The organism is Wenzhouxiangella limi, from assembly GCF_010499265.1.
Taxonomy (GTDB): Bacteria; Pseudomonadota; Gammaproteobacteria; order Xanthomonadales; family Wenzhouxiangellaceae; genus Wenzhouxiangella; species Wenzhouxiangella limi.
On the sequence record NZ_JAAGSC010000023.1, the window covers coordinates 82,244 to 106,196 of the forward strand.

Below are 23,953 nucleotides of genomic sequence, written 5' to 3' on the forward strand. Positions count from 1 at the left end.
ATCGGGTGCCAGACCCGGCTTGCCGATGTGCTATCGTTATTGGTCTTTGACTGCGCCGGCGAAGCGCAGGAAGCAAGTTTCGAGGGCGACATGGGAAAACTCAACGGCTCCGGGACCTGTCTGCACGAATTCGTGCGCCAGACGGTCGAGCAGTATCTCAACGACATGGGCGAAACGCCCCCCGACAATCTCTACGAAGTGCTGATCACCGAGGTTGAGCGCCCGCTGATCGAGGCGGTCCTGAGCCGCACGGGGGGCAATCAGTCACGCAGCGCGGAGATCCTGGGCATTACGCGCGCCACCTTGCGCAACCGCATTCAGCGCTACCAGATCGACCCGCAGTCCCGATGACCGCCAAGCGCACCGCGCTGCTGAGCGTGTCGGACAAGACCGGCATCGCGGAACTGGCCTGCGCCCTGGCTGAAAACGGCTGGCGTCTCCTGTCGACCGGCGGCACAGCCCGAACACTCAGCTTAGCCGGGATCCCGGTCATTGAAGTCTCGAGCCAGACCGGCTTCCCGGAGATCATGGACGGGCGGGTCAAGACCCTGCATCCGATGATTCACGGGGGCCTGCTGGGTCGACGCGGCACCGATGATGCGATCATGGCCGAACACGGCATCGACGCGATCGATTTGCTGGTCGTCAATCTCTACCCGTTCGCCCAGACCGCGGCGCGACCCGACTGTACGGTGGACGAAGCCATCGAGCAGATCGATGTCGGCGGCCCGGCGATGTTGCGAGCCGCAGCCAAGAATCACGCCAGCGTCTGCGTGCTGTGCGATCCGGCCGACTATGCAACTACCATCGGCGATCTGCCCGATCTACCCGACGCCGGGCGGCGTCGGGCGCTCGCGGTCAAGGCTTTTGCACACACCGCCGCCTACGACTCCCAGATCAGCCAGTGGCTGGCCGCGCAGGCACAAACCGGCGGGCTGCCGCCGCTGCTGAATCTGCACCTGGAACAGGATCAAACGCTGCGCTATGGCGAGAACCCGCACCAGGCAGCCAGCCTGTTTCGCGAGCGCGGCGCTGCCGCCGCCGGTCTGGCCGGCGCCCAGCCGCTGCAGGGCAAGGCGATGTCCTACAACAATCTTCTCGACGCCGACGCGGCCTGGCGGGCAATTTCGACGCTGGGGGTCGAACAGCCGGCCTGCGTCATCGTCAAGCACGGCAACCCCTGCGGCGCAGCCCTCGGCGACGACCTTGAGATCGCCTACGACCGGGCGCTGGCCTGCGATCCGACCTCGGCCTTCGGCGGCATCATTGCCTTCAACCGCGAACTGGACGAGACGGTGGCGCGGCGTGTGATCGAGCGCTTCGTCGAAGTCGTGCTGGCACCGGCAGCAAGTTCGGCAGCCAAAGCAGTATTCCAGAGCAAACCCAACCTACGCCTTCTGGCGCCGCAGCCGGCCACACCCGCCAGCCTGGAAATCCGCGGCATCGACGGCGGCTGGCTGGTGCAGGAGACAGACCACGACGAGGCCGACGAATCGGCCTGGCGAGTCGCCACGCGCCGCCAGCCGACCGCCGAGGAAATGGCCGACCTGCGCTTTGCCTGGTCGGTGGCACGTACTGTCCGCTCCAACGCCATCGTCTACGCGCGTGATCAGGCGACCATCGGCATCGGTGCCGGGCAGATGAGCCGGGTCGACTCGGCCCGCATTGGCGCCTGGAAGGCGGCCGATGCCGGGCTGGAGCTGCGCGGCGGGGCGATGGCTTCGGATGCCTTTTTCCCATTTGCCGACAGCATTGAAACCGCTGCAGAGCATGGCATACGCACGGTGATTCAACCCGGCGGTTCCATGCGCGACGCCGAGGTGATCGCCGCCTGCGATCATCACGACATCGCCATGATTCTGACCGGGCGACGTCATTTCAAACACTGAGGTCGCCGGGTTTTCCGGGCGGTACAATCGGACCTGGTCCATCTCAACGGCAGTACCTTCCCGTGAAAGTGCTGATCATCGGCGGCGGCGGCCGTGAACACGCCCTGGCTTGGAAAGCCTCGCAATCGCCGAGGGTTACCGAAGTGCTTGTCGCCCCCGGCAACGCCGGCACGGCCCTCGAGCCGGGGCTGCGCAACGTGCCCATTTCGGCCAACGACCTCGACGGACTGACCGCGCTGGCACGGCAGGAGAACGTGGCCCTGACCGTCGTCGGCCCGGAAGTCCCGCTGGCCGCCGGGGTGGTCGATCGTTTCCAATCCCAGGGGCTGAAGTGCTTCGGGCCCACCTCAAAAGCCGCGCAACTCGAGTCCTCCAAGGCCTTCGCCAAGGACTTCATGATCCGCCACGGCATCCCGACGGCCGCCCATCGGGTCGTTGATTCAGTCGATGAAGGTCTGCGCCAGGCAATCAACATCGGATTCCCGGTGGTGCTCAAGGCCGACGGCCTGGCCGCGGGGAAGGGTGTGGTCATCGCAGAAACGGAAGACATGGCTCGCTCGACCCTGGAGGATATGCTCTCCGGCAACGCGTTCGGCTCAGCCGGCCGACGCGTGGTCATTGAGGAATTCCTGGTCGGAGAGGAAGCCAGCTTCATCGTGATTGCCGACGGCGTTTCCGCCCTGCCGCTGGCCTCCAGCCAGGACCACAAGCGTCGTGACGAAGGCGATCGGGGGCCCAATACCGGCGGCATGGGTGCCTATTCACCGGCACCGGCGGTTGATTCGACCGTCCACGAACAAATCATGGAAAACATCATTGCACCGGCTCTGGCGGGGATGGAAAGCGATGGCTGTCGCTTCACCGGTTTTCTCTACGCCGGTGTCATGCTCACGCCGGCCGGGCCAAAGGTGCTCGAGTTCAATGTCCGTTTCGGCGACCCGGAGACCCAGCCCATCCTGCTGCGGCTGAAGTCCGACCTTGTTGAAACCCTCCTGGCTGTACTCGATGGCCGCATCGTTGATCTGGACCTCGAGTGGGACCCACGTCCGGCCGTGGGCATCGTCATGGCCGCCGGCGGATACCCTGGCAGCTATGCCAGCGGCAAGCCCATTACCGGTCTTGAGCTGCCGGCGCCGGAGGGCACCAAAGTGTTCCACGCCGGCACCCGCCTGAACGGCGAAACGGTGCTGACCAGCGGCGGCCGGGTGCTGTGCGTGACCGCGCTGGGGGAATCGGTCGCCCAGGCCCAGGCCCGGGCCCTGGAATGGACCGCCCGCATCGGCTTCGAGGAAGCCTTTTATCGCGGCGACATCGGGTATCGCGCCATCAACCGGGAACGCACCGGGTAGGCATGGACGTCTCCCATCTGCTCGACGAACTCAACGACGCCCAGCGGCAGGCGGTTACCGCGGAGGATGGTCATCTGCTCGTGCTGGCCGGCGCCGGGTCGGGCAAGACCCGGGTGCTGGTGCACCGGATCGCCTGGCTGATCCAGGTTCACCACGTCTCACCAATGAGCCTGATGGCCGTCACGTTCACCAACAAGGCGGCCGGCGAGATGCGCGGTCGCGTCGGACGGCTGCTCGACCTCCGCCCCGAAGGACTGTGGATCGGTACCTTCCACGGCATCTGCCATCGCTTGCTGAGAATGCATGCCGCCGAGGTGAATCTACCGGATACTTTCCAGATTCTGGATTCCGAAGACCAGTATCGGCTGGTGCGGCGGGTCATCCGCGATCAGCAGATCGACGAAGGCGAGCATCCGCCGCGACAGGTGCAGGGCTTCATCAACCACCACAAGGACGAAGGCCGGCGGCCCGGACAGATCGAGCACTTTGATCAGGGGTTCCAGGCCCGGCAGGTCGAGATCTACCAGCGCTACCAGGACTACTGCGAGCGCTCCGGGCTGGTCGATTTTGCCGAATTGCTGCTGCGCAGCGTCGAACTGTTGCGCGACAACCCGGAACGCAGAGCCCATTACCAGGCCCGCTTCGGCAACATCCTGATCGACGAATTCCAGGATACCAATACCCTGCAGTATGCGCTGGTACGGCTGCTGGCCGGCGAGCGTAATCACCTGTTCGTGGTCGGCGACGACGACCAGTCGATTTACGGCTGGCGCGGTGCCCGGGTGGAAAACGTGGCCCACTACAACCGCGATTTTCAACCCGAACTGATCCGCCTGGAGCAGAACTATCGCTCCACCCGCACCATTCTCGAAGCGGCCAATCGGGTGATCGACCACAACGATGACCGCATGGGAAAGAACCTGTGGACCGAAGGCGAGCAGGGCGAACCGATCCGGCGCTTCGCCGCCTTCAATGCCGAAGAGGAAGCCGAGTTCGTTATCGCCCGCATCCAGGACTGGATCGCCCAGGGCGGCCGACCCTCGGACTGCGCGGTGCTGTATCGCTCCAACGCCCAGTCGCGCCTGTTTGAGCAAACGCTGCTGCGCGAGGACATCCCCTACCGCGTCTACGGCGGCTTGCGCTTTTTCGAGCGCGCCGAGATCAAGGACGCGATGGCCTACCTGCGACTGCTGCACAACCCGCACGACGATACTGCTTTCGAGCGAGTGATCAACGTTCCGGCTCGCGGCATCGGCGAGCGCACGGTTGCTCGAATCCGGGACCACGCGCGGACCAATGGCCAGTCGCTGGCCCAGGCGGCCACCGAGCAGGTAGCCCAGGGCGGACTCAGCGCGCGCGCCGGTCACGCCGTGCGCAGTTTCCTGGCGCTGGTCGCTGATCTGACCGAGGCGTGTGGCTCGGCCAGTCTGGCCGGGGCCGCCCGCGCCGTGGTTGAACGGACCGAACTCGTTGCCTGGTACCAGACCCGCGAGCCGGCTGATCGAGCCGAGGCCCGCGAGGAAAACCTCTCCGAACTGGTGCGCGCGGCCGACAGTTTCCAGCAGCCGTTCGAGGACGAGCAGGCCGGCTTAAGCCCCATGGCTTCGTTCCTGTCGCAGGCCGCGCTGGAGGCTGGCGAACACCAGGCCGAACGCTGGGAAGACTGCGTTCAGCTCATGACCCTCCACTCCGCCAAGGGTCTGGAGTTTCCGCTGGTGTTCATGGCCGGCATGGAAGAGGGTCTGTTCCCCCACCAGAAATCGATCGAAGAACCCGGACGACTGGCCGAAGAACGACGGCTTTGCTACGTGGGCATGACCCGGGCGATGCAGCGTCTGTACATTACCCACGCCGAATCGCGCCAGACCTACGGTCAGACCAGCTTTTCGCGTCCCTCGCGGTTCGTCGCCGAAATCCCCGAACCGCTGATCGAGTCCATTCGCTCCGGCTTCCGGGTCACCCCGGCCGCTAGCGGCCGCGAGGCGCCCCCGGATACCGGCGGACTTGCGCTGGGTGCCTCAGTGCGCCACAGCCGCTTCGGGTCCGGCACAGTGGTCAGCCTGGAAGGCCAGGGGCCGAACGCACGAATCCAGGTCAATTTCGAAGACGCCGGCAGCAAGTGGCTGGTGCTCGCCTACGCCAACCTCGAGCGGATCGGCTGATCCCCGGCCGGCGACCAAACGGACACGCAGCGATGAAACAGAACAACTGGCGAAAGGATATTCCCGAACGTGAACGCCTGATTTTTGCCCTGGACGTCCCCGAGCCTGATCAGGCGATGGAGCTGGTGGACGACCTGGGTGATTCGGTCGTGTTCTACAAGCTCGGCCTGGAGTTGTTTCTGAGCGGCGCTTACTTCGAGCTGGCCTCGGAGTTGAAGCGGCGCGGGAAAAGGATTTTTGCCGACCTCAAACTATTCGACATCCCCGCCACGGTTGGTCGCGCGGTTGCCCAGCTGGCCCGACACGAGGTGGATTTCCTGACCGTGCACGGCAACGATGCGATGCTGCAGGCCGCGGTCGACCAGCGCGGGAAGACCGCCATCCTCGCCGTCACGGCGCTGACCAGCCTGGATCGCGGGGATCTTGACGACCTGGGCTTCGACTGCGATATCGAGGCACTGGTGCTCTCGCGCGCCCGGCGGGCGCTGGCGATCGGCTGCGCCGGTGTCATTTCTTCGGGTCTGGAGGCGGCCGCGCTGCGGCAACAGGTCGATCCCGCGCTGGTCGTGGTCTGCCCCGGCATCCGACCGGTTGACAACGACGGTGGCGACCAGAAACGGACGTTGTCGGTCCGGCAGGCCTTTGCGGCCGGGGCCGACTACATCGTGGTGGGCCGACCCATCCGCGATGCCGGCGACCCCCGGGCGGCAGCCGAAAAGATTCAGGCGCAGATTAAGCGATTTTTCAGTGCTTTATGATTTTTTTATCAGGCGCTTGATAAGAAGAAAGTTTTAACGTACTATTTGACCTGAGGATTACTTCGCACTGTAACTCTCGCTCAACAATCAACAAGGGGTCGAAAGTTTCGGCATTCGCCCCACTACCGGTACAGGCCGGATCCGGGCGCCTCGTTTTCGAAGCGCCCTTTTTTTGTCCGCGACAAGGCGGGCTGGCCAAACGGCCGATGATAGAATCCGGAGTCTTTTTCAAGCAAACCTTTGCCATGGCCCAGTACAGCCGCGTTCGCCGTCTCGGGATGACCGTCCACGCGGCATGGCTGGGTTTCTTGCGCTGGCTGCTGCACCTGTGGGTTCGAAGCACGATTGTTCCCGAGGACCTGTCCGAGCTGGGCCTGGATCCTGATCAACCCACCTTCTACGTGCTTGACACCTCTGCGCTGACCTCGCTGCTGATCGCCGATCAGATCTGCCGGCAGCAGGGCTGGCATCAGCCCAGCCGTGAATTCCGGGCCGGCGAGGTCCGCATGACGCGCAGCTATGCCGCCCATCGACGCTATCGTGGGCTGTTCATTCGAACGCTGCAGCGGCGACGCCATTCGGCCATGCTGCGGCAACTGCTGGAGCGGACCGAGCCCGGCAAACCGTCCGGCATCCAGGTGGTTCCCATCACGGTGCTGATCGGCCGGGCGCCGGAAAACGAGGCCGGCTTCTTCAAGGTGCTGTTTTCGGAAAACTGGGACCTCGGGGGGCGTTTGCGGCGCCTCTTCACGACCGTGTTCAACGGCCGCGCAACGATGGTGCAATTCGGGCAGCCGCTAATGCTCGACGACATTCGAGACCAGAGCGAAGACGAAAGCCAGGCCCTGGCCAAGCTGAGCCGGATGCTCCGAGTGCACTTCAAGAGCGTACGCACCGCGGCCATCGGCCCCGATCGATCACACCGGCGAACGCTCGTCGAAACCGTGATCAAGAGCGAGGTCGTCCAGGCGGCGGTTGCCGCCCGGGCACGACGGGACGACATTCCCCATGCCCGCGCCGAAGACATCGCGCGCGGCTACGCGCGCGAAATCGCCGCCGACTATTCCTACACCCTGATCCGAATCGCCGACATGCTGCTGACCTGGTTCTGGAACCGGATCTATCGCGGCGTGGAGGTCAAGCATTTTCGCGCCTTCCGCGAAAACTCGGCGGGGCACGAGGTGGTCTACGTTCCCTGCCATCGCAGCCATATCGACTACCTGCTGCTGAGCTACCTGCTCTACTATCGCGGCTTCGTACCCCCGCACATTGCCGCCGGCGTCAATCTCAACATGCCCGTGATCGGGCCGCTGCTGCGCCGCGGGGGGGCATTCTTCCTGCGCCGGTCGTTCCGCTCGCAGCCACTGTACGCGGCCGTGTTCAACCAGTACGTGTCGCTGATCCTCAGCCGGGGCGTTTCGCTGGAGTATTTCATCGAGGGTACTCGGTCGCGAACCGGGCGTCTTCTACCGCCACGGGCCGGGATGCTTTCGATCACCGTCCGGGCCTTTCTGCGGGCCCAGAACCGGCCGGTCATGTTCCAGCCGGTCTACATCGGCTACGAGCAGCTGGCCGAGGGCAACTCCTATATCTCGGAGTTGTCCGGCCGGCAGAAAAAGCCCGAATCCCTCTCGGATTTTCGTAACCTGATCAATATCCTGCGCAAGAACTACGGCGAGGTGACGGTCAGCTTCGGCGAACCCATCATGCTCAACGCGCTGCTGGATGCCCATCGCCCGGACTGGAAGCAGGAGAGTTTCGGCCTCGACAGCAAACCGCCCTGGCTGCCGGGAATGATCGACGACCTGGCCAATCGCATCATGGTCAACATCAACCGCAGCTCGCACGTCAACCCGGTCAACCTGCTGGCCATCGCCTTGCTCGCAGGCCGCAAGCATGCGCTTGACGAAAGCGATCTCCAGCGCCTGCTCGAACTATTGAAATCGCTGGTCGGGGGCCTGGCATATTCCGACCGGGTGACGGTCACGGACATGCCCGCCGAGCAGATCATCGAATACGGCCTGGAGATGGGGCTGGTCGAACGCCACGTGCATCGCCTGGGCAGCATCATCCGAACCGACGCCACGACTGCGGTGCTGCTGACCTATTTCCGCAACAACGCGGCCCACCTGCTGGCCATGAGCGCCTGGATTGCCTGCTGTTTTCTCAACATGCAGCGAATCCGACGTAGCCGGCTCAAGCAATTGACCGCCACGGTCTATCCATTTCTTCGGCGGGAACTCTTCCTGCCCTGGGATAACGACGATATCGACGAGGTTGTCGACCGCACCGCCGATTTGATGGTGGAGCTCGGGCTGCTGCGGCAGTCGCAGGACCGCCTTCAGCGGGCGCCCGGCGGCAGCAACGAAACGTACTACCTGCGGTTGCTCGCCAACACCATGGTTCAGACCTTCGAGCGCTACTTCATTACCGTGACCGTGCTGGCCAAGAACGGTTCGGGCTGCCTGACCCGGCAGCAGCTCGAACAGCTGTGCATTCTTTCAGCGCAGCGCATTTCTCTGCTGCACCAGTTCGAAGCGCCGGAATTCTACGATCGAACCCTGTTCAAACAGTTCATCCAGTCGCTGACCGAGTCCGGCATTCTTGGTCGAAACGATGACGGCTGCCTGGTCTTCGATCAGCGCCTGGAAGGTTTTGCAAAGGACGCGCGCCTGATCCTGGACAAGGAAGTCCGGCACGCAATCATTCAGGTCACGCCGGACGCACTGGAAGTCGAACCGCCGAAGGGCTGAGCCGGAGTTTTCGGCCGGGGCCCGGCGTCAGGCGTCAAGGTCCGGAATCAACTTGCTTTCCCAGTAGTCGATCTGGTCGCGCAGCCTTAGCTTGCGTTTCTTCATTCTGCGCAGCCGCAATTGATCGGTCGACGGGGTACTGGACAGCTGTCCAATGGCATCGTCGAGATCGCGATGCTCCTGGCGCAGCAGCATGAGACGGGACTGGATCGATGGTTCCTGAGCAGACAAGGCGCTTCCCCGCTTCGGGCGAGCATTGCAGGTCAACAGTGTACTGGAACTGACCCCTTCAACGCCATTGGCGCGGTGGTGTATTCTCTCAGCGTTGCACACGCTTTTTAGGGTATCGACATGTCCAGATTTGTCGTTTTTGTACTGCTGCTGGCCCTGGCTGCCTGCGGCACGGTCAACCAGTCGATCGAGGTTGCACAGGGTGAGCGGGTAGAGGGCGATCTGCGATCCGTCAATGGAGCGGTACGAATCGGTGAAGAGGCGCAGGTTTCGGGTAGCCTGTCCAGCGTCAACGGACCGGTCGAGGTCGGCGAACGGGCCCGCGTGGGCGCGATCACGAACGTTAACGGGCGGATCGAAATTCACGCCGGGGCTGAAACCGGGCCGACCGAATCGGTCAACGGAGCCGTCACGCTCGGTGAGCAGGCGAGCATCACGGGCAACCTCAGCGCCGTCAACGGCAGTATCGAGGTCGGCGAATCCGGTCAGGTCGACGGCGACGTAGTGACCGTGAACGGGCGCGTGAGTCTGGGACCGAACGCGCGGGTGGCCGGAAAAGTGGCCAACGTGCGCGGCAAGATCGCACTGGACGGTGCTTTCGTCGAGCAGGTCGAAACCACCGCCGGCTCCATCGATCTGACCGGCGCCACGGTGGTGGAAGGAAAGCTTCGGGTCAAGGCCCCGGAAAACAGCGATACCGACGTACCGCAAATCGTGATCGGACCGCAGGTCAAGGTCGGCGGGCCGCTGCAGTTCGACCGCGAGGTGAAACTGCTGATCCACGATGACGCCGACGTCGGTGAGATCATTGGCGCCGAGCCCGAATGTTTCAGCTGCGAGATCACCGACCTCTGAAATCCCCGCGAAGCGTCAGTCCTGGCGGACTCCGTTGACCTTGATCCAGCCGCCGCCTCCGGACTGAGACGGATCCGGATGCGTCCGCGATACCGTGCCACCGCCGCCGTGAAAGTTATAAAGCCCGTGAAAATCCAGGCGGTCTCCCGCCGCCACGCTGATTCCGGAAGCTGCCTCGGTATCCCTTCGCACGATGACGCTGAGATCATCGCTCACGCGGACCTGAACGCGCTGCTCTGCGCCCGTTGTCCCCAGCTCCCGGACGACAATGCCGTGACCGCTCAACCAGATCCCGCTGCGTCCTTCGGCAAACGCGCGCTCAAGACGATCGTTGGAGGTCTCAGACTCACCACCGCAGCTGACGCCAGCGACGACCACTGCCGTGATCAGCAGCCAGAAAAATACTGATTTCATCGTAGAGCCTGCATCAGATCGGCGACCTCCAGGTCAGCCGTGACGACCAGGCGCCCGAGTCAGCTTCGCAACCTCGGCTAGCGAAGCAGCAGGGACCGCTAGCGCTTGACCTGTTTACGGAAGCGTTCGAGCGCGGCCAGCTGGGCCATCGCCTGGGCGAGCTGGGCCTGGGCCTGGGCAACCTCCATCCCCGCAGAGCGGTCGGCGATCGCCCTTTCGGCTTCTTCCTTGGCCTTGAGCGCGGCGGCTTCATCGAGATCACCGGCGCGCTGGGCGGTATCTGACAGCACCGTAACCACGTGCGGCTGAATTTCGAGCAAACCGCCGGAGATGAAATAGAACTCTTCACCGCCTTCCGGCAGCTGCACCCGGACCTGGCCGGGCCGCAGGCGCGTCAGCAGGGGGGCATGCCGGGGCGTGATACCCAAATCACCCTCCTCGCCGGGTACGACCACCATGGCCGCGCTCCCGGAGAAGATTTCGGCCTCGGCGCTGACGATATCGCAGTGGATGGTTGATGCCATGTCTTGTTCCCGATGGGTGGGTCAGTCGGCTCAGGCGGCCTTTTCAAGCATCTTGTCGCCCTTCTCGACCGCCTCGTCGATGGTTCCGACCATGTAGAAGGCCTGCTCGGGCAGATGATCGTACTCACCATCAACGATGCCCTTGAAGCCGCGAATGGTCTCTTTCAGCGACACGTACACCCCCGGTGAACCGGTGAAGACCTCGGCCACGAAAAACGGCTGCGAGAAGAAGCGTTCGATCTTGCGGGCGCGCGCGACGCTCTGCTTGTCTTCTTCACTGAGCTCGTCCATGCCCAGGATCGCGATGATGTCCTTGAGTTCCTTGTAGCGCTGGAGCGTTCCCTGAACCTTGCGCGCGACGTCATAGTGTTCCTGGCCGACAACCAGGGGGTCGAGCTGGCGCGAGGTGGAGTCCAGCGGGTCCACAGCCGGGTAAATGCCGAGTTCGGCGATCTGGCGCGACAGCACCACGGTCGCATCAAGGTGCGCGAAGGTGGTCGCCGGCGAGGGATCGGTCAGGTCGTCGGCGGGCACGTAGACGGCCTGGATGGAGGTGATGGAACCGGTCTTGGTCGAGGTAATGCGCTCCTGCAGGGCGCCCATTTCCTCAGCCAGTGTCGGCTGGTAGCCCACTGCCGAAGGCATGCGGCCCAGCAGCGCGGAAACCTCAACCCCGGCCAGGGTGTAACGGTAGATGTTGTCGATGAACATCAGCACGTCGCGGCCTTCGTCGCGGAAATACTCGGCGATGGTCAGGCCGGTCAGGGCCACGCGCAGACGGTTACCCGGCGGCTCGTTCATCTGGCCATACACCAGAGCGACCTTGTCGAGTACGTCGGAGTCCTTCATCTCGTGATAGAAGTCGTTGCCCTCGCGGGTGCGCTCACCGACGCCGGCGAAGACCGAGTAGCCGGAGTGCTCGATGGCAATGTTGCGGATCAGCTCCATCATGTTGACGGTCTTGCCCACGCCGGCGCCCCCGAACAGGCCCACCTTGCCGCCCTTGGCGAATGGACAGATCAGGTCGATGACCTTGATCCCGGTTTCGAGCAACTCGTTGCTCGCGGCCTGATCCTCGAAGCTGGGTGGCTCGCGGTGAATGGGCGCATGCGCATCGGCGCCGATGTCACCCATCTCGTCGATCGGGTTGCCCATCACGTCCATGATGCGACCCAGCGTTTTTTTGCCCACCGGCACCGTAATGGCGTTGCCGGTATTGGTCACGCTGCCGTAGCGCTTCAGGCCATCCGTGGTACCGAGCGCAATGGTTCGGACGACCCCGTCGCCAAGCTGCTGCTGGACTTCCAGCATCGTGCCGTCTTCGTCAATGGTCAGCGCGTCATAGATATTGGGCACTTCGTCACGCGGGAACTCCACGTCAACCACGGCACCGATAATCTGAACAATCTTTCCGGAACTCATTGTGCTTATCCCTTGTATGGGGTTTCTTGAAATAGTTGCATTCGCTTAAGACACCGCCGAAGCGCCGCCCACGATTTCCGAGATTTCCTGGGTGATAGCGGCTTGACGGGCCTTGTTGTACACCAGCCGCAGATCATCGATCAGGTTGGTGGCATTGTCCGAAGCGCTCTTCATCGCGACCATCCGGGCGGCGTGTTCACTGGCAAGATTCTCCAGCGTGGCCTGGTAGACCACCGACTCGATGTAGCGGGTCAGGAAATCGTCAAGAAGAGACTCGACATCGGGCTCGTAAAGGTAGTCCCAGTATTTCTTGAGCTCTTCCTCTTCAGAAGGCGGCAGCGGCAGCAACTGCTCCAGCGTCACCTGCTGGCTCATGGTATTGATGAAGCGGTTGTAGCAGAGGTTGATGCGATCGAGACGCTCTCCGCGGAAGTCGTCGAGCATGACCTTGATCACGCCGATCAACTCTTCCAGCCGCGGCTTTTCGCCCAGGTCCTGGGTGCTGGCCGAAATATCGACCTTCAGACGCCGGAAGAACTGCGCGGCCTTGCGGCCGATAATGACCGTGGTCACCTCCACGCCCTGGTCCTGCCAGGCGCGGAACTCACCGAGCAGCCGCCGGAACATGTTGTTGTTCAAGCCGCCGCACAGGCCGCGATCGGTGGCGATCACGATGTAGCCGACCCGCCGGACCTCTTCACGCGCTTCCATGAACGGGTGCGGGTCCTCGAGGTTGGCATGGGCCAGGTGGCCGATGACCTGGCGCATCATGCGGGCGTAGGGGCGCGAGGCCTGCATCATCTCCTGGGCCTTGCGGATCTTGCTGGCGGAGACCATTTCCAGCGCGCGCGTCACCTTGCGCGTGTTCTGGACGCTCTTGATCTTGCCAACGATTTCCTTGTCGCCACTCATAGCGCGCCTACCAGCTGCCGGTGTTCTTGAAGTCGTCCAGGGCGGTCTTCATGTCCGCCGCCAACTCGTCGTTCCAGTCGCCGGTCTCGTTGATCTTGTCGAGCAGCGGCTTGTAGCTGTTTTCCATGAAACTCATCAAAGCCTGCTCGAAATCGACGACTTTGTTCAGCGGCAGATCATCCAGATATCCTTCGTTGCCGGCAAACAGGCTCACGGCCATGGCCGCGACCGACATCGGCGAGTATTGCGCCTGCTTCATCAGTTCGGTGACGCGCTGACCGCGCTCGAGCTGCTTTCGGGTGGCCTCGTCGAGGTCGGAGGCAAACTGCGAAAAGGCCGCCAGTTCGCGATACTGGGCCAACGCAAGTCGAACCCCGCCGCCGAGCTTCTTGATGACCTTGGTCTGAGCCGCGCCACCGACGCGAGACACCGACAGCCCGGCGTTGATGGCCGGCCGGATACCCGAGTTGAACAGGTCCGTCTCGAGGAAGATCTGGCCGTCGGTAATCGAGATCACGTTGGTCGGCACGAAGGCCGAAACGTCGCCGGCCTGGGTTTCGATGATCGGCAGCGCGGTCAGTGATCCGGTCTTGCCCTTGACCTCGCCGTTGGTCTTCTGTTCGACATATTCGGCGTTGACGCGCGCGGCCCGCTCGAGCAGGCGCGAGTGGAGATAGAACACGTCGCCCGGAAAAGCCTCGCGGCCCGGCGGGCGCCGCAACAACAGCGAGACCTGGCGGTAGGCAACGGCCTGCTTGGACAGATCGTCGTAGACGATCAGCGCGTCCTCGCCGCGATCACGGAAGTATTCGCCCATGGCACAGCCGGAATAGGGCGCGATGTATTGCAGCGCCGCCGACTCGGCAGCGTTGGCGGCGACGACAATGGTGTGTTCCATGGCACCGTGCTCTTCGAGCTTGCGCACCAGGTTGGCCACCGAGGAGGTTTTCTGACCCACGGCGACGTAAATGCACTTGATGCCGGTGCCTTTCTGGTTGATGATCGCGTCGATGGCAACCGCGGTCTTGCCGGTCTGGCGGTCGCCGATGATCAACTCGCGCTGGCCGCGTCCGATCGGCACCATGGCGTCGATGGCCTTCAGCCCGGTCTGGACCGGCTGGCTGACACTCTCGCGCGTAATCACCCCGGGCGCGATCTTTTCGATCGGCTCGAAATGCTCGGTTTCGATCGGGCCGTTGCCATCGATGGGGTTGCCGAGGGCGTCGACCACCCGACCCAGCAAGGCCTCGCCCACCGGAACCTGGAGGATGCGACCAGTGCAGCGCACCGTATCGCCTTCCTTGATGTGCTTGTACTCACCCATGACCACGGAGCCGACCGAGTCGCGCTCGAGGTTCAGGGCCAGGCCGTAGGTCTCGCCGGGGAATTCGATCATTTCCCCCTGCATGACGTCGGCCAATCCGTGCAATCGACAGATGCCGTCGGAAACGCTGACCACCATGCCCTCGGTACGGGCCTCGGAGGACACTTCGAACTGCTCGACGCGCTTGCGGATCAGGTCGGAAATTTCAGTGGGGTTAAGGGTCTGTTGCATGCTTGCAATCCTTGAGTGTCGTCTTTTTCAGGCTGCGACTTGCCGCGCCAGCCGCTTGAGTTGTCCGCGTACGCTGCCGTCGATGACCTGATCCCGGGCGCGGATCACTGCTCCACCGATCAGCGAGGCATCGACCTCTACTTCCAGATCTATCTCGCGCTCGAAACGCTGACGCAATCGCTCGCTCAGACGCCGGGCCTGTTCTTCGCTCATGGCGTGCGCCGATGTCACCAGCACATGCACGCGCTCTTCGGCTTCGCGACGCAGGGCCTCAAACTGCACATACACATCGGGCAAAAGAGCCAGACGGCGATACTGACTCAGGGTTTTGAGAAAGTTCAGGAAGCGGTCATCCAAGGCTTCGCCGCCGGCTTCGCGAAAGACATCCAGAATCTGGGCCTTCGTCAGGCGCGGATTCTCCAGCAGCGCCGGCATTGGTTCCTCGGATGCCACCTGAGCCGCAACGGCCAGGTTGTGGCCCCAGGTCTGCACTGAATCGTGCGCCCGGGCAGACTGGAAAGCGGCACGGGCATACGGTCGAGCCAGGGTGGTTCGATTCAGCATGACACGCTCCGTTTAAAGCTGCGCGGCCAGTTTATCGAGCAGTTCACGGTGCGCATCGGCGTCGATTTCCTTCTCGATGACGCGGCCAGCGCCGGCCACCGCCAGTTCCGCCAGGCGGTCCCGCAGGGCCTCGCGGGCCTGGTTGGTCGCCAGCCTGATTTCGGCCTCGGCCGCAGCCACCTGTCGATCGCGCTCCGAGACTGCCGACTGGCGCGCCTCTTCGACAATCTGGTTGCCGCGCTGGCTGGCCTGCTCGATGATGTCACCGGCCTTGCGGCGCGCTTCGCGCAGGATGTCATCGGCTTCGGCCTGAGCCCGATCCAGGGCCTGCTCGGCCTCTTCGGAGTTGGCCAGGCCCTCGGCAATCTTCTGCCGACGTTCCTCCATCGCCTGGGTCAGCGGCGGCCAGACAAACGTCATTACGGCCCAGATGAAAACCAGGAACGTTCCGGCCTGCCCGATGAGTGTCCAGATACTCGGTAGCATAAGAAGCGCCTTGCGTCGTTGAGATTAGAAGAACCGCAGCGGCCGGATCAGCCGCCGACAGCCTGCTGAACCGGGGTCAACAGCGGGTTGGCGAACATCAGCAGGGCGGCGAAAGCCACGCCAATGATCGACAGGGCGTCAAGCAGACCGGCGATGATGAACATGCGCACCTGCAGCATGCCGGCCAGTTCCGGCTGACGCGCCGCACCCTCGAGAAACTTGCCGCCAAGCAGGGCGAAACCGAAAGCGGTGCCCAACGAGGTGGCAACGAAGATCATGCCGATGACGATCACGGTGTTGGCCTGAATCTGCGCGATCAGGCCGGCCAGTTCCATTTCCATTGTTTTCTCCTGAAATAGCTTGGTTGTAGGGCGAAGGGTTTAGTGTTTTTCATAGGCCAACGACAGGTATACGATCGTCAGCGTCATGAACAGAAATGCCTGCAGCGGCACGACGAGAATATGGAAGATCGCCCAGGCGCCGCCCGGGATGAACTGGATCCACCACGGCAACAGGGCGATCAGAATAAAGATCAGCTCGGCGGCGTACAGGTTTCCGAACAGCCGCATGGCCAGCGACACGGTCTTGGAGACCAGCTCGACCACGTTGAGCACCAGGTTCGGAATCCACAACAGCGGATTGGCACCGAAAGGATGGGTCAACAATTCCTTGCCGTAACCGACCAGGCCCTTGCCCTTGACCCCGTAGAGCATGATCAGGCCCAGTACCGTGATCGACAGACCGAAAGTCGCGTTGATGTCGGCCGACGGCACGATGCGGAAATATCCGGCCAGGCCGGATTGACACACAGCATAGGGGACCCAGTCCACCGGCACCAGGTCCATCAGGTTCCACAATAAAACGACGCAGAAAATCGTCAGCGCCAGTGGTCCGACGAAATTGCGCGGACCGTGGAAAGTTTCCTTGACCGAGTTGTCGACGAAGTCGACCAGCAGTTCGACAAAGTTCTGAAGACCACCGGGTATGCCTGCCGTCACCCGTCGGGCCACCATGATCAGGAAGGTCAGAAGGAAAATCCCCAGCACCCAGGACACGATCATGGTGTCGAGGTGGATCACCCACGGATCCATCTGGTCCGAGCCCTTGGGCAGACGCAGGTTGGTGATGTGGTGGACGACGTAGGCGTCCGCGCTGGGCATCTGGCAGGAGTAGGCCGCGGCCTCCTCGGCGCCTGGCATGGGTACGGGTTCTATTGCCATAAGAAAAGAAACAGCGTCCGCTTTGTCAGTTCCTAGTGTTCACGACCGCCCAATGCAACCAGTCTTCGCATTGCCAGCCAGTTGGCCATCAAGGTAACGAAATATCCCGTCACCACCGGCAGGAAATAGCCGGCAAACCATTTTGCCACGATGATGAACAGGATCACCGCCAGCACGAATTTCAACGCCATGGCCCGATAGAACGTCCGCACCATGGTTTTTGCTTCACCGCCCGGAGCGAGCGCCAGCCTGAGCCCCGTAATCGCCGTCAGCAACAGACCGATCGATCCGCCCGCCATCGCCGCCAGGGCCATCGCCAGATCACCCAGCAGCCCGAAGGCGACCGCGGTTGCTACCGTGAGCATGGCCTGACTCCGCAACAGCCACGCGATCACTCGGGCCAGGGCCGCCTCCGCATTTTGCGCGTCCGGCTCGACCATTCAGTCGGCCGCTTCGGCCATCACCCGGCCGGTCTTCATCTCGGGGAACGTCCCAGCCTGGTCGCGGAGACTCAGCAAACCAATCCCTGCGAACCCCGTTCCGCGCGGCCGCTGAAGTATAGCAGTCCGCTCCCAGCAGCGGCAAGGAATCGGGGCGATTTCCGAACCGTCCCGGCCGATCATCGCCGCAACCGCTCGAGAAGCCCGTCGAGTTCGTCCAGGCTGGTATAGCGAATCGACACCAGGCCCTTGCCGCTGGCCTGGTGTTTCAGGTTCACCGGCGCGCACAATGTTTCGCTCAACTCCTGCTCCAGACGCTCGATATCCGGACTGCGGGCCACCGGACTCGACCGCGACGACGGCGGCTTGCCTTCGCGCAGGCGCCGGACCAGGGCCTCGGTCTGACGCACCGACAGCTCCAGGTTGACGACCTGCTGCGCGGCGCGCACCTGGTCGGCTCGCGTCAGCGTCAGCAGGGCCCGGGCGTGGCCCATGTCGAGCCGGCGCTGGTCAACCAGCTCGCGCACTTCCGGCGCCAGCTCAAGCAGGCGCAGCAGGTTGGTCACCGCGGTCCGCGAGCGGCCGACGTTTTCCGCCGCCTGCCCGTGGGTCAGCTCGAATTCATCGATCAGGCGCTTGAGCGCGGTTGCTTCTTCCAACGGATTGAGATTCTCGCGCTGGATATTCTCGATCAGGGCCAGGGCCAGCGTGGCCTCGTCGGGCACCTCGCGGATGATCGCGGGGATGCGCTCCTTGCCGGCCATGCGGCAGGCGCGCCAGCGCCGCTCGCCGGCAATCAGCTCGTACGAACCGGGCCGCGCCAGCGGGCGCACCACCACCGGCTGCACCAGGCCCTGAGCGCGGATCGATTCGGCCAACTCCTCGAGACGGTCCGGATCCATGGCCGAACGCGGCTGATAGCGGCCCGGCTGGATCGCATCCAGGGGCAGGTCCTGCAGGGTAGAGCGATCGTCCGTGCTGGCCGTCGGCCCGGCCTCGCCGCGCGACTTGCCGAGCAGGGCGCCGAGGTTGCGGCCCAGCGGTTTTTTCTTGCGCGGGGCGGTCATAACCGGCCTCCCGCACAGCGCCGCAGGTACTCACCGGCCAGCCCCAGGTAGGCGATCGCGCCGCGCGACTCGCGGTCGTACTGGATCACCGACTGCCCATAGCTGGGCGCCTCGGCGACGCGCACGTTGCGCGGAACCACCGTCGTGAACAGCTTGTCGCCGAAATGCTCCTGGAGCTGGCGCGAGACGGCGCCCGAAAGATTGTTGCGAACATCGAACATGGTCCGCACCAGCCCCTCGATTTCCAGCGCCGGGTTGACCGAGTCCTGCACCTGCTCGATCGTGTTGATCAGCGCCGTCAGCCCCTCCAGGGCGTAGTACTCGCACTGCATCGGAATCAACACGCCGTCGGCGGCCGTCAGCGCGTTCAGGGTGAGCACGTTGAGCGCCGGCGGGCAGTCGATGATGATGTGGTGATAGCGCTCGCGCAGCGGTCGTAGTTCCTGCTTGAGCACGCCGGCCCGGTCGTCGAGCTCCAGCAGCGCGACCTCGGCGGCGGTCAGGTCGCCGTTGGCCGGGATCAGATCGATCTTCATCGCCTCGATGCGGCGAACCAGACTCTCGGCATCCTGCTCGCCCATAAGCACTTCGCAAACGGTCGCCTCGTGCTGCTCGAGCTCCACGCCGCAGCCGGTGGTGCTGTTGCCCTGCGGATCCATGTCGATCAGCAGCACACGCCGGTCCAGCTCGGCCAGACCGGCGGCCAGATTAAGCGCCGTGGTGGTCTTGCCCACCCCGCCTTTCTGGTTCGCCACCGCCACGATCCGGCATTTTCGTTCTGTCATTGTTTTTCGACCGTTGCCAGGCACCGCCGCGCGCGCAGCCCCGGAATTTCCAGTTCGACCAGCGACACATTGTACGGCGCCGGCACGGCCCGCCGTTCGCTTTCCGAAAGATCACCCTTCATGGCCAGCAACGGTACGCCCCGGTCCAGCCAGTAGCCGGTCCAGCCCACCAGGCGCTCCAACGGCGCCAGAGCCCGGGCGAGGATCGCATCGGGTACCGATTCCGAGCGATAGTCCTCCAGCCTGGCCTGCACCGGCTCGATATTGCCCAGCCCAAGATCGCGCCGAACCTGGTTGAGAAAGCGGATTTTCTTGCCGTTGCTGTCAAGCAGGACGAAATGACAATCGGGGCAGGCAATCGCCAGCGGCACCCCCGGCAACCCCGGCCCGGTGCCGGCGTCGACAAAGCGGGAACCCCGCAGGTAAGGCAGCAGCGCGAGGCTGTCGAGCAGGTGGCGTGCTACCATTTCGCCCGGTTCGGACAGCGCCGTGAGGTTGAAGCTTCGGTTCCAGCGCTGCATCAGCGCCAGGAATCGCAGCTGCAGATCTTCCTGTCGCGCCGGGCCTGCGAGCCCCAGCCGATCCAGACCCTCGCCGAGCTGGCCACGGCAGTTTTCGAGCGACCGGGGCAGGGAAAGGCTTTCATCCATCATCGATTACAGGCATCCGGCCGATGCGAAAGCTGATCATTATAGGGCTGCTGCTCATGCTTGCCGCGTGGCTGCTGCTGATGCCGGCAGCCACCGGTCTTTACCTGCGCGACGCCGTTCCGGCCTGGCTGGCCGAGTGGTCCGAGCCGGAAGAGGCCGGGTACCAGCCCGGCTGGTTTAGTTCGCGGCTGCAGTGGCAGCCCGAAAGCGACCTCATGCTGAACCTCAAGGCGCGCCATTTTCCACCGCTCAGACCGGGCTGGCTGGCGCTCGAAGGCGATCTCGACTCGCCGCTGACGCCCCGGGGCACCAACGTTCGCGGTCACCTTGGCCTGACCGGCAGTTGGCACATCAGCGCAACGACCGAGCGCTTCCGGCCCCTGATGCAAGGTGAGCTGACCGTCCATCAGCTATCGCTCAACCTGTCCCAGGCCGCGGATCAACCGCTGAGCCTGGTGCTGAATGCCGAACGGGTCGATCTGCCCGACCCGTCGTCACCACTGCTCGATCTGCGTCTGCGCGGGCTCCAGCGGGCGGCCGGCGACGACCTGATCCGCCTGGGCCTGGACCTGAACGTCCGCGACCGCGACCTGGGCCAGGCGAACCTGAGGCTGCAGGCCGGGCCCATCAACCCGACCCAGCTCGAGCTGCTGATCCAGGGCCTGGGGCAGCTGGCCGAAAGCGCGCCCGGCTCGGTGGCCGAAGGCATGGCTCTGGTGACCGTGGTCGGTGCCTGGCAGGAGATGGCCGCAGATGGGCTGGTGATCGAACTGGAACGTCTGCACTTGGGCGAACAGACCCGATTCGAGGGCGTCTGGGACGCCGACCAGCCGGCACCGGCAGTCACAGGCTCCGGCGATCTCGACCAGCTGGAACGCTGGCTGAGCCGGCTGGCCCCGCAGACCCTTGACGGCGCCTCCCCCGACGAACTGGTCGAAATGCTATCCGGACTGGGCGAGCTGGATATCGAACAAGGGCGCTTCCGCTTCAGCTCTCGGGCGCCGGTGGGACCGAATTCGTCTCCTCGGCAAAACCCCTGATTTCTTCGTGCCGCAGGCAGGCGACCTGACGGCCATCCTCCAGCGCCTCCAGGACCGGCACGCGGTCGGCACAGACCGGCGCGGCGAACGGGCAGCGGGTCCGGAACACGCAGCCGGTCGGCGGATCCAGCGGCGAGGGCATGTCGCCTTCCAGCGCCCGCCGGACCCGGGCGCGCTCGGCCACCGGATCGGGAATCGGTACCGATTCGATCAGCGCCCGGGTATAGGGATGGCGCGGGTCCAGGTAGATACTGTCGCGGTCGGCCACTTCCATGATGCGGCCCAGGTACATCACCAGCACCCGGTCTGAGACGTGGCGGACCACCGACAGATCGTGGGCGATGAAGATCAGCGACAGCTGCAGCTTCTTTTGCAGATCCTTGAGCAGATTGACGATCTGGGCCTGGATCGAAACGTCCAGCGCACTGACCGGCTCGTCGCACACGACCAGGCGCGGATTGACCACCAGGGCGCGCGCGATGCCGATGCGCTGACACTGGCCGCCCGAAAACTCGTGCGGGTAGCGATTGATCTGGGCCGGCGACAGGCCGACAAGCTTCATCATGCCGGCCACGCGTTCACGCACCTGCAATCGACTCATGGACGGATAGAACACCCTTAAGGGTTCGGCGACGATTTCACCGACGGTCATGCGCGGGTCCAGTGAACCCAACGGGTCCTGGAAAATCAGCTGGATCTCCCGCCGCTTCAGCCGCATCGCCTCGTCACTCAGACCGGCGAGATCCTCGCCCAGCCATACGACAGAGCCGGCCTGGGGCCGCACCAGACCCAGGATGGCCCGGGCCAGGGTTGACTTGCCGCAGCCCGACTCGCCGACGATCCCCAGCGTTTCGGCCGGGTAAAGATCGAAACTGACGTTATCGACTGCCCGCAGCGTCTGGTAGTCGTGGCGAAAAAAACGGCCGCGATCGACCCGAAAATGGACCGCCAGGTCGCGTACCTTGAGCACGGGCGCACGGGAACTCATGCACTGTCCTCGCGCGACGGCAGGCGCTCGAGGTGGCAGCGTTTCGCGTGCCCTTCGGCAACCGGCTCCAGAGCGGGCCGCTCCCGGCACTTTTCCCACGCATACAGGCAGCGATCGGAAAACGGACAGCCCGATGGCTGGTCGAGCAAGGTCGGCGGGTTGCCCGGAATGGCGTTGAGAATGCCCGAGCGCGGCTGATCCAGCCGTGGCACGGAATTGAGCAGACCTTCGGTGTAGGGGTGATGCGGGTCGGCAAACAACTCGTTAACCGGCGCAACCTCCATTTCCTGCCCGGCATACAGCACCAGCACCCGATCGGCCAGCCCGGCAACCACGCCCAGATCGTGGGTGATCAGCAGGATGGCGGTCGAGGATTTCTCGGACAACTCGCCCATCAGGCTGTTGATCTGCGACTGCACGGTCACGTCCAGGGCCGTGGTCGGCTCATCGGCGATCAGCAGATCGGGCTGACAAAGCAGCCCCATGGCGATCATGATGCGCTGGCACATGCCGCCGGACAGCTCGTGGGGGAACTGGCGCATACGCTGCTCGGCGTCACTCAGCCGCACCAGTCGAAGCATTTCCATCGCTCGGCTGCGGGCTTCGCGCCGACGCAGGTTGCGATGGTGGGTCAGCACTTCGATCAACTGATCACCGATGGTCATGTAGGGATTGAGCGAGCCAACCGGGTCCTGGAAAATCATCGAAATCTTCGACCCGCGGAGCCGGCTGAGTTCGCCAGGCGACATGCCCAGCAATTCCTGGCCTCGAAACTTCACCGAGCCGCTGGCGCGCCCGTTCTCGGCCAGCAGTCCCATGACGGCCAGGGCGGTCTGGGTCTTGCCCGAGCCCGACTCGCCCACCAGGCCCAGCGTTTGTCCGGGCTCCAGGTCGAAGCTGATTCCGTTGACCGCATGCACCACCCCGTCCGGCGTCTCGAAGCTCACGCTCAGGTCTCTGACCTCCAGCAAGGCCATGACTAGAAGCGGTCCTTGGGATCGAGCGCGTCGCGCAGGCCGTCGCCCAGGAAGTTGAAGGCAAACAGGGTCGCGGCCAGAAAACAGGCCGGAAACAGCAGCGACCAGGGCGCGGTTTCCAGTTCCTGCGCGCCCTCGTTGACCAACGCACCCCAGGAGGTCAGCGGTTCCTGCACGCCCAGGCCCAGAAAGCTCAGGAAGCTTTCGACCAGGATGACCTGCGGAATGGTCAGCGTGACGTAGACGATGACCACGCCCAGCAGGTTGGGAATGATGTGGCGGCGGATAATGTGGAACTCTGTGGCCCCGCTGGCACGCGCGGCCTCGACGAAATCCTTGTTTTTCAGGCTCAGGGTCTGGCCGCGGACGATCCGCGCCATGTCCAGCCAGTTGATCGCACCGATCGCGACGAAGATCAGAAAGATGTTGCGCCCGAAGACCACCATCAGAACGATAACGAAAAACATGAACGGCATGGCGTAGATGCCGTCCACGAAACGCATCATCAGGTTATCGACGCGCCCGCCGAGAAACCCGGCAACCGCGCCGTAGGAAATGCCGATGATCAGCGAAACCAGGGTGGCAACCAGGCCCACCAGCAGCGAGATCCGGCCACCGATCAGGGTGCGCACGAACAGGTCCCGTCCCAGCGCATCGGTACCGAACAGGTGCCCGGTTTCCAGCGAGGGCGGAGTGGAGTAATGCTCCCAGTCCGGGATCTCGTGGTCCCAGTTGCTGAGCATCGGCCCGATGATGACCAGCACCACCATCAGGCTGAGCACGATCAGGGCGGTCACGGCCGCCTTGTTTTTCAACAGGCGATGCCAGGCATCGATATAGAGCGATCGGCCACGGACATTGCGGGTATCCAGGGCCCTGTCGAAAGCGTCTCGGGTCACTTCGCTCATGGCC

25 protein-coding genes are annotated in these 23,953 nt (G+C 63.7%); 8 read left to right on the plus strand and 17 right to left on the minus strand.

What is annotated here, in order from left to right:
* The first annotated feature begins 27 nt into the window (after positions 1-27).
* The 6 genes from G3I74_RS16160 (at position 28) to plsB (ending at position 8,911) form a co-directional block, all read left to right on the plus strand.
* Positions 28-351: a helix-turn-helix domain-containing protein gene (locus G3I74_RS16160; RefSeq protein ID WP_164208925.1), complete on the plus strand. Its 324-nt coding sequence runs from the start codon at positions 28-30 to the stop codon at positions 349-351.
* Complete coding sequence (purH, locus tag G3I74_RS00535) at positions 348-1,889, plus strand: bifunctional phosphoribosylaminoimidazolecarboxamide formyltransferase/IMP cyclohydrolase (protein ID WP_164208928.1); 1,542 nt, start codon at positions 348-350, stop codon at positions 1,887-1,889. Before G3I74_RS16160 ends, purH begins: the two co-directional genes overlap by 4 nt.
* A 62-nt stretch (positions 1,890-1,951) precedes the next feature.
* On the plus strand, positions 1,952-3,238 hold the full coding sequence (gene purD, locus G3I74_RS00540; RefSeq protein WP_164208932.1) for a phosphoribosylamine--glycine ligase: 1,287 nt from the start codon (positions 1,952-1,954) through the stop codon (positions 3,236-3,238).
* Between the two features lie 2 nt (positions 3,239-3,240).
* Positions 3,241-5,400 carry a DNA helicase II gene (gene uvrD / locus G3I74_RS00545; protein ID WP_164208935.1) on the plus strand — a complete coding sequence of 720 codons (2,160 nt, stop codon included), beginning with the start codon at positions 3,241-3,243 and terminating at the stop codon, positions 5,398-5,400.
* Positions 5,401-5,432: 32 nt separating this feature from the next.
* Positions 5,433-6,158 (plus strand): orotidine-5'-phosphate decarboxylase, encoded by a 726-nt coding sequence (gene pyrF / locus G3I74_RS00550; protein WP_164208938.1) that lies wholly within the window; start codon positions 5,433-5,435, stop codon positions 6,156-6,158.
* Between the two features lie 245 nt (positions 6,159-6,403).
* A complete protein-coding gene (gene plsB, locus G3I74_RS00555; protein ID WP_164208941.1) occupies positions 6,404-8,911 on the plus strand; it encodes a glycerol-3-phosphate 1-O-acyltransferase PlsB in 2,508 nt (835 codons plus the stop codon).
* Positions 8,912-8,938: 27 nt separating this feature from the next.
* On the opposite strand, the gene G3I74_RS00560 is transcribed toward plsB, so the two are convergent.
* The gene (locus G3I74_RS00560; protein ID WP_239056489.1) at positions 8,939-9,142 is read right to left on the minus strand and encodes a YdcH family protein; all 204 of its coding nucleotides are present in this window, start codon (positions 9,140-9,142) and stop codon (positions 8,939-8,941) included.
* Positions 9,143-9,262: 120 nt separating this feature from the next.
* Here G3I74_RS00560 and G3I74_RS00565 point away from each other — a divergent pair, with 120 nt between their 5' ends.
* The gene (locus G3I74_RS00565; protein WP_164208945.1) at positions 9,263-9,997 is read left to right on the plus strand and encodes a DUF4097 family beta strand repeat-containing protein; all 735 of its coding nucleotides are present in this window, start codon (positions 9,263-9,265) and stop codon (positions 9,995-9,997) included.
* Positions 9,998-10,012: 15 nt separating this feature from the next.
* On the opposite strand, the gene G3I74_RS00570 is transcribed toward G3I74_RS00565, so the two are convergent.
* The 13 genes from G3I74_RS00570 to rsmG form a co-directional block, all read right to left on the minus strand.
* Positions 10,013-10,411: a DUF3465 domain-containing protein gene (locus G3I74_RS00570; protein WP_164208948.1), complete on the minus strand. Its 399-nt coding sequence runs from the start codon at positions 10,409-10,411 to the stop codon at positions 10,013-10,015.
* A 98-nt stretch (positions 10,412-10,509) separates the two neighbouring features.
* Positions 10,510-10,935 (minus strand): F0F1 ATP synthase subunit epsilon, encoded by a 426-nt coding sequence (locus G3I74_RS00575; RefSeq protein WP_164208949.1) that lies wholly within the window; start codon positions 10,933-10,935, stop codon positions 10,510-10,512.
* Positions 10,936-10,965: 30 nt separating this feature from the next.
* Positions 10,966-12,357, minus strand: a complete 1,392-nt coding sequence (atpD, locus tag G3I74_RS00580) for a F0F1 ATP synthase subunit beta (protein WP_164208951.1) — start codon at positions 12,355-12,357, stop codon at positions 10,966-10,968.
* A gap of 45 nt (positions 12,358-12,402) precedes the next feature.
* Positions 12,403-13,269, minus strand: a complete 867-nt coding sequence (atpG, locus tag G3I74_RS00585) for a F0F1 ATP synthase subunit gamma (protein ID WP_164208953.1) — start codon at positions 13,267-13,269, stop codon at positions 12,403-12,405.
* 7 nt (positions 13,270-13,276) lie between these two features.
* Positions 13,277-14,824 (minus strand): F0F1 ATP synthase subunit alpha, encoded by a 1,548-nt coding sequence (gene atpA, locus G3I74_RS00590; protein WP_164208955.1) that lies wholly within the window; start codon positions 14,822-14,824, stop codon positions 13,277-13,279.
* Positions 14,825-14,851: 27 nt separating this feature from the next.
* On the minus strand, positions 14,852-15,388 hold the full coding sequence (locus G3I74_RS00595) for a F0F1 ATP synthase subunit delta (protein WP_164208957.1): 537 nt from the start codon (positions 15,386-15,388) through the stop codon (positions 14,852-14,854).
* A 12-nt stretch (positions 15,389-15,400) separates the two neighbouring features.
* Positions 15,401-15,874: a F0F1 ATP synthase subunit B gene (locus G3I74_RS00600; protein ID WP_164208960.1), complete on the minus strand. Its 474-nt coding sequence runs from the start codon at positions 15,872-15,874 to the stop codon at positions 15,401-15,403.
* A gap of 47 nt (positions 15,875-15,921) precedes the next feature.
* Entirely contained in the window at positions 15,922-16,209 is a 288-nt protein-coding gene (gene atpE, locus G3I74_RS00605; RefSeq protein ID WP_164209345.1) for a F0F1 ATP synthase subunit C, read from the minus strand.
* Between the two features lie 45 nt (positions 16,210-16,254).
* The gene (gene atpB / locus G3I74_RS00610) at positions 16,255-17,073 is read right to left on the minus strand and encodes a F0F1 ATP synthase subunit A (RefSeq protein ID WP_420823058.1); all 819 of its coding nucleotides are present in this window, start codon (positions 17,071-17,073) and stop codon (positions 16,255-16,257) included.
* A gap of 53 nt (positions 17,074-17,126) precedes the next feature.
* Entirely contained in the window at positions 17,127-17,534 is a 408-nt protein-coding gene (locus G3I74_RS00615) for an ATP synthase subunit I (protein WP_164208963.1), read from the minus strand.
* A gap of 179 nt (positions 17,535-17,713) precedes the next feature.
* Positions 17,714-18,601, minus strand: coding sequence for a ParB/RepB/Spo0J family partition protein (locus tag G3I74_RS00620; RefSeq protein WP_164208966.1), 888 nt, complete (start codon positions 18,599-18,601; stop codon positions 17,714-17,716).
* Entirely contained in the window at positions 18,598-19,386 is a 789-nt protein-coding gene (locus tag G3I74_RS00625; protein ID WP_164208969.1) for a ParA family protein, read from the minus strand. Before G3I74_RS00625 ends, G3I74_RS00620 begins: the two co-directional genes overlap by 4 nt.
* Positions 19,383-20,036: a 16S rRNA (guanine(527)-N(7))-methyltransferase RsmG gene (rsmG, locus tag G3I74_RS00630; RefSeq protein ID WP_164208972.1), complete on the minus strand. Its 654-nt coding sequence runs from the start codon at positions 20,034-20,036 to the stop codon at positions 19,383-19,385. The genes G3I74_RS00625 and rsmG overlap by 4 nt, the downstream gene beginning before the upstream one ends.
* A 23-nt stretch (positions 20,037-20,059) precedes the next feature.
* Here rsmG and G3I74_RS00635 point away from each other — a divergent pair, with 23 nt between their 5' ends.
* Entirely contained in the window at positions 20,060-21,076 is a 1,017-nt protein-coding gene (locus G3I74_RS00635) for a hypothetical protein (protein ID WP_164208975.1), read from the plus strand.
* Here G3I74_RS00635 and G3I74_RS00640 read toward each other — a convergent pair.
* From G3I74_RS00640 to G3I74_RS00650, 3 genes are read right to left on the minus strand one after another with little or no spacing between them, the layout of a single operon-like run.
* Positions 21,024-22,064: an ABC transporter ATP-binding protein gene (locus G3I74_RS00640; RefSeq protein WP_164208978.1), complete on the minus strand. Its 1,041-nt coding sequence runs from the start codon at positions 22,062-22,064 to the stop codon at positions 21,024-21,026. The two genes, G3I74_RS00635 and G3I74_RS00640, sit on opposite strands and share 53 nt — an antisense overlap.
* Entirely contained in the window at positions 22,061-23,041 is a 981-nt protein-coding gene (locus G3I74_RS00645) for an ABC transporter ATP-binding protein (RefSeq protein WP_164208981.1), read from the minus strand. The genes G3I74_RS00640 and G3I74_RS00645 overlap by 4 nt, the downstream gene beginning before the upstream one ends.
* A gap of 2 nt (positions 23,042-23,043) precedes the next feature.
* The gene (locus G3I74_RS00650; protein WP_164208984.1) at positions 23,044-23,949 is read right to left on the minus strand and encodes an ABC transporter permease subunit; all 906 of its coding nucleotides are present in this window, start codon (positions 23,947-23,949) and stop codon (positions 23,044-23,046) included.
* Positions 23,950-23,953: the final 4 nt, after the last annotated feature.

Excerpts from the sequence above, each read along its gene's own strand:
- purH (WP_164208928.1), top strand. The coding sequence starts at position 348 with ATGACCGCCAAGCGCACCGCGCTGCTGAGCGTGTCGGACAAGACCGGC.
- uvrD (WP_164208935.1), top strand. The coding sequence starts at position 3,241 with ATGGACGTCTCCCATCTGCTCGACGAACTCAACGACGCCCAGCGGCAG.
- pyrF (WP_164208938.1), top strand. The coding sequence starts at position 5,433 with ATGAAACAGAACAACTGGCGAAAGGATATTCCCGAACGTGAACGCCTG.
- plsB (WP_164208941.1), top strand. The coding sequence starts at position 6,404 with ATGGCCCAGTACAGCCGCGTTCGCCGTCTCGGGATGACCGTCCACGCG.
- G3I74_RS00565 (WP_164208945.1), top strand. The coding sequence starts at position 9,263 with ATGTCCAGATTTGTCGTTTTTGTACTGCTGCTGGCCCTGGCTGCCTGC.
- G3I74_RS00570 (WP_164208948.1), bottom strand. The coding sequence starts at position 10,411 with ATGAAATCAGTATTTTTCTGGCTGCTGATCACGGCAGTGGTCGTCGCT.
- G3I74_RS00575 (WP_164208949.1), bottom strand. The coding sequence starts at position 10,935 with ATGGCATCAACCATCCACTGCGATATCGTCAGCGCCGAGGCCGAAATC.
- atpD (WP_164208951.1), bottom strand. The coding sequence starts at position 12,357 with ATGAGTTCCGGAAAGATTGTTCAGATTATCGGTGCCGTGGTTGACGTG.
- atpG (WP_164208953.1), bottom strand. The coding sequence starts at position 13,269 with ATGAGTGGCGACAAGGAAATCGTTGGCAAGATCAAGAGCGTCCAGAAC.
- atpA (WP_164208955.1), bottom strand. The coding sequence starts at position 14,824 with ATGCAACAGACCCTTAACCCCACTGAAATTTCCGACCTGATCCGCAAG.
- G3I74_RS00595 (WP_164208957.1), bottom strand. The coding sequence starts at position 15,388 with ATGCTGAATCGAACCACCCTGGCTCGACCGTATGCCCGTGCCGCTTTC.
- G3I74_RS00600 (WP_164208960.1), bottom strand. The coding sequence starts at position 15,874 with ATGCTACCGAGTATCTGGACACTCATCGGGCAGGCCGGAACGTTCCTG.
- atpE (WP_164209345.1), bottom strand. The coding sequence starts at position 16,209 with ATGGAACTGGCCGGCCTGATCGCGCAGATTCAGGCCAACACCGTGATC.
- atpB (WP_420823058.1), bottom strand. The coding sequence starts at position 17,073 with ATGCCAGGCGCCGAGGAGGCCGCGGCCTACTCCTGCCAGATGCCCAGC.
- G3I74_RS00615 (WP_164208963.1), bottom strand. The coding sequence starts at position 17,534 with ATGGTCGAGCCGGACGCGCAAAATGCGGAGGCGGCCCTGGCCCGAGTG.
- G3I74_RS00620 (WP_164208966.1), bottom strand. The coding sequence starts at position 18,601 with ATGACCGCCCCGCGCAAGAAAAAACCGCTGGGCCGCAACCTCGGCGCC.
- G3I74_RS00625 (WP_164208969.1), bottom strand. The coding sequence starts at position 19,386 with ATGACAGAACGAAAATGCCGGATCGTGGCGGTGGCGAACCAGAAAGGC.
- rsmG (WP_164208972.1), bottom strand. The coding sequence starts at position 20,036 with ATGGATGAAAGCCTTTCCCTGCCCCGGTCGCTCGAAAACTGCCGTGGC.
- G3I74_RS00635 (WP_164208975.1), top strand. The coding sequence starts at position 20,060 with ATGCGAAAGCTGATCATTATAGGGCTGCTGCTCATGCTTGCCGCGTGG.
- G3I74_RS00640 (WP_164208978.1), bottom strand. The coding sequence starts at position 22,064 with ATGAGTTCCCGTGCGCCCGTGCTCAAGGTACGCGACCTGGCGGTCCAT.
- G3I74_RS00645 (WP_164208981.1), bottom strand. The coding sequence starts at position 23,041 with ATGGCCTTGCTGGAGGTCAGAGACCTGAGCGTGAGCTTCGAGACGCCG.
- G3I74_RS00650 (WP_164208984.1), bottom strand. The coding sequence starts at position 23,949 with ATGAGCGAAGTGACCCGAGACGCTTTCGACAGGGCCCTGGATACCCGC.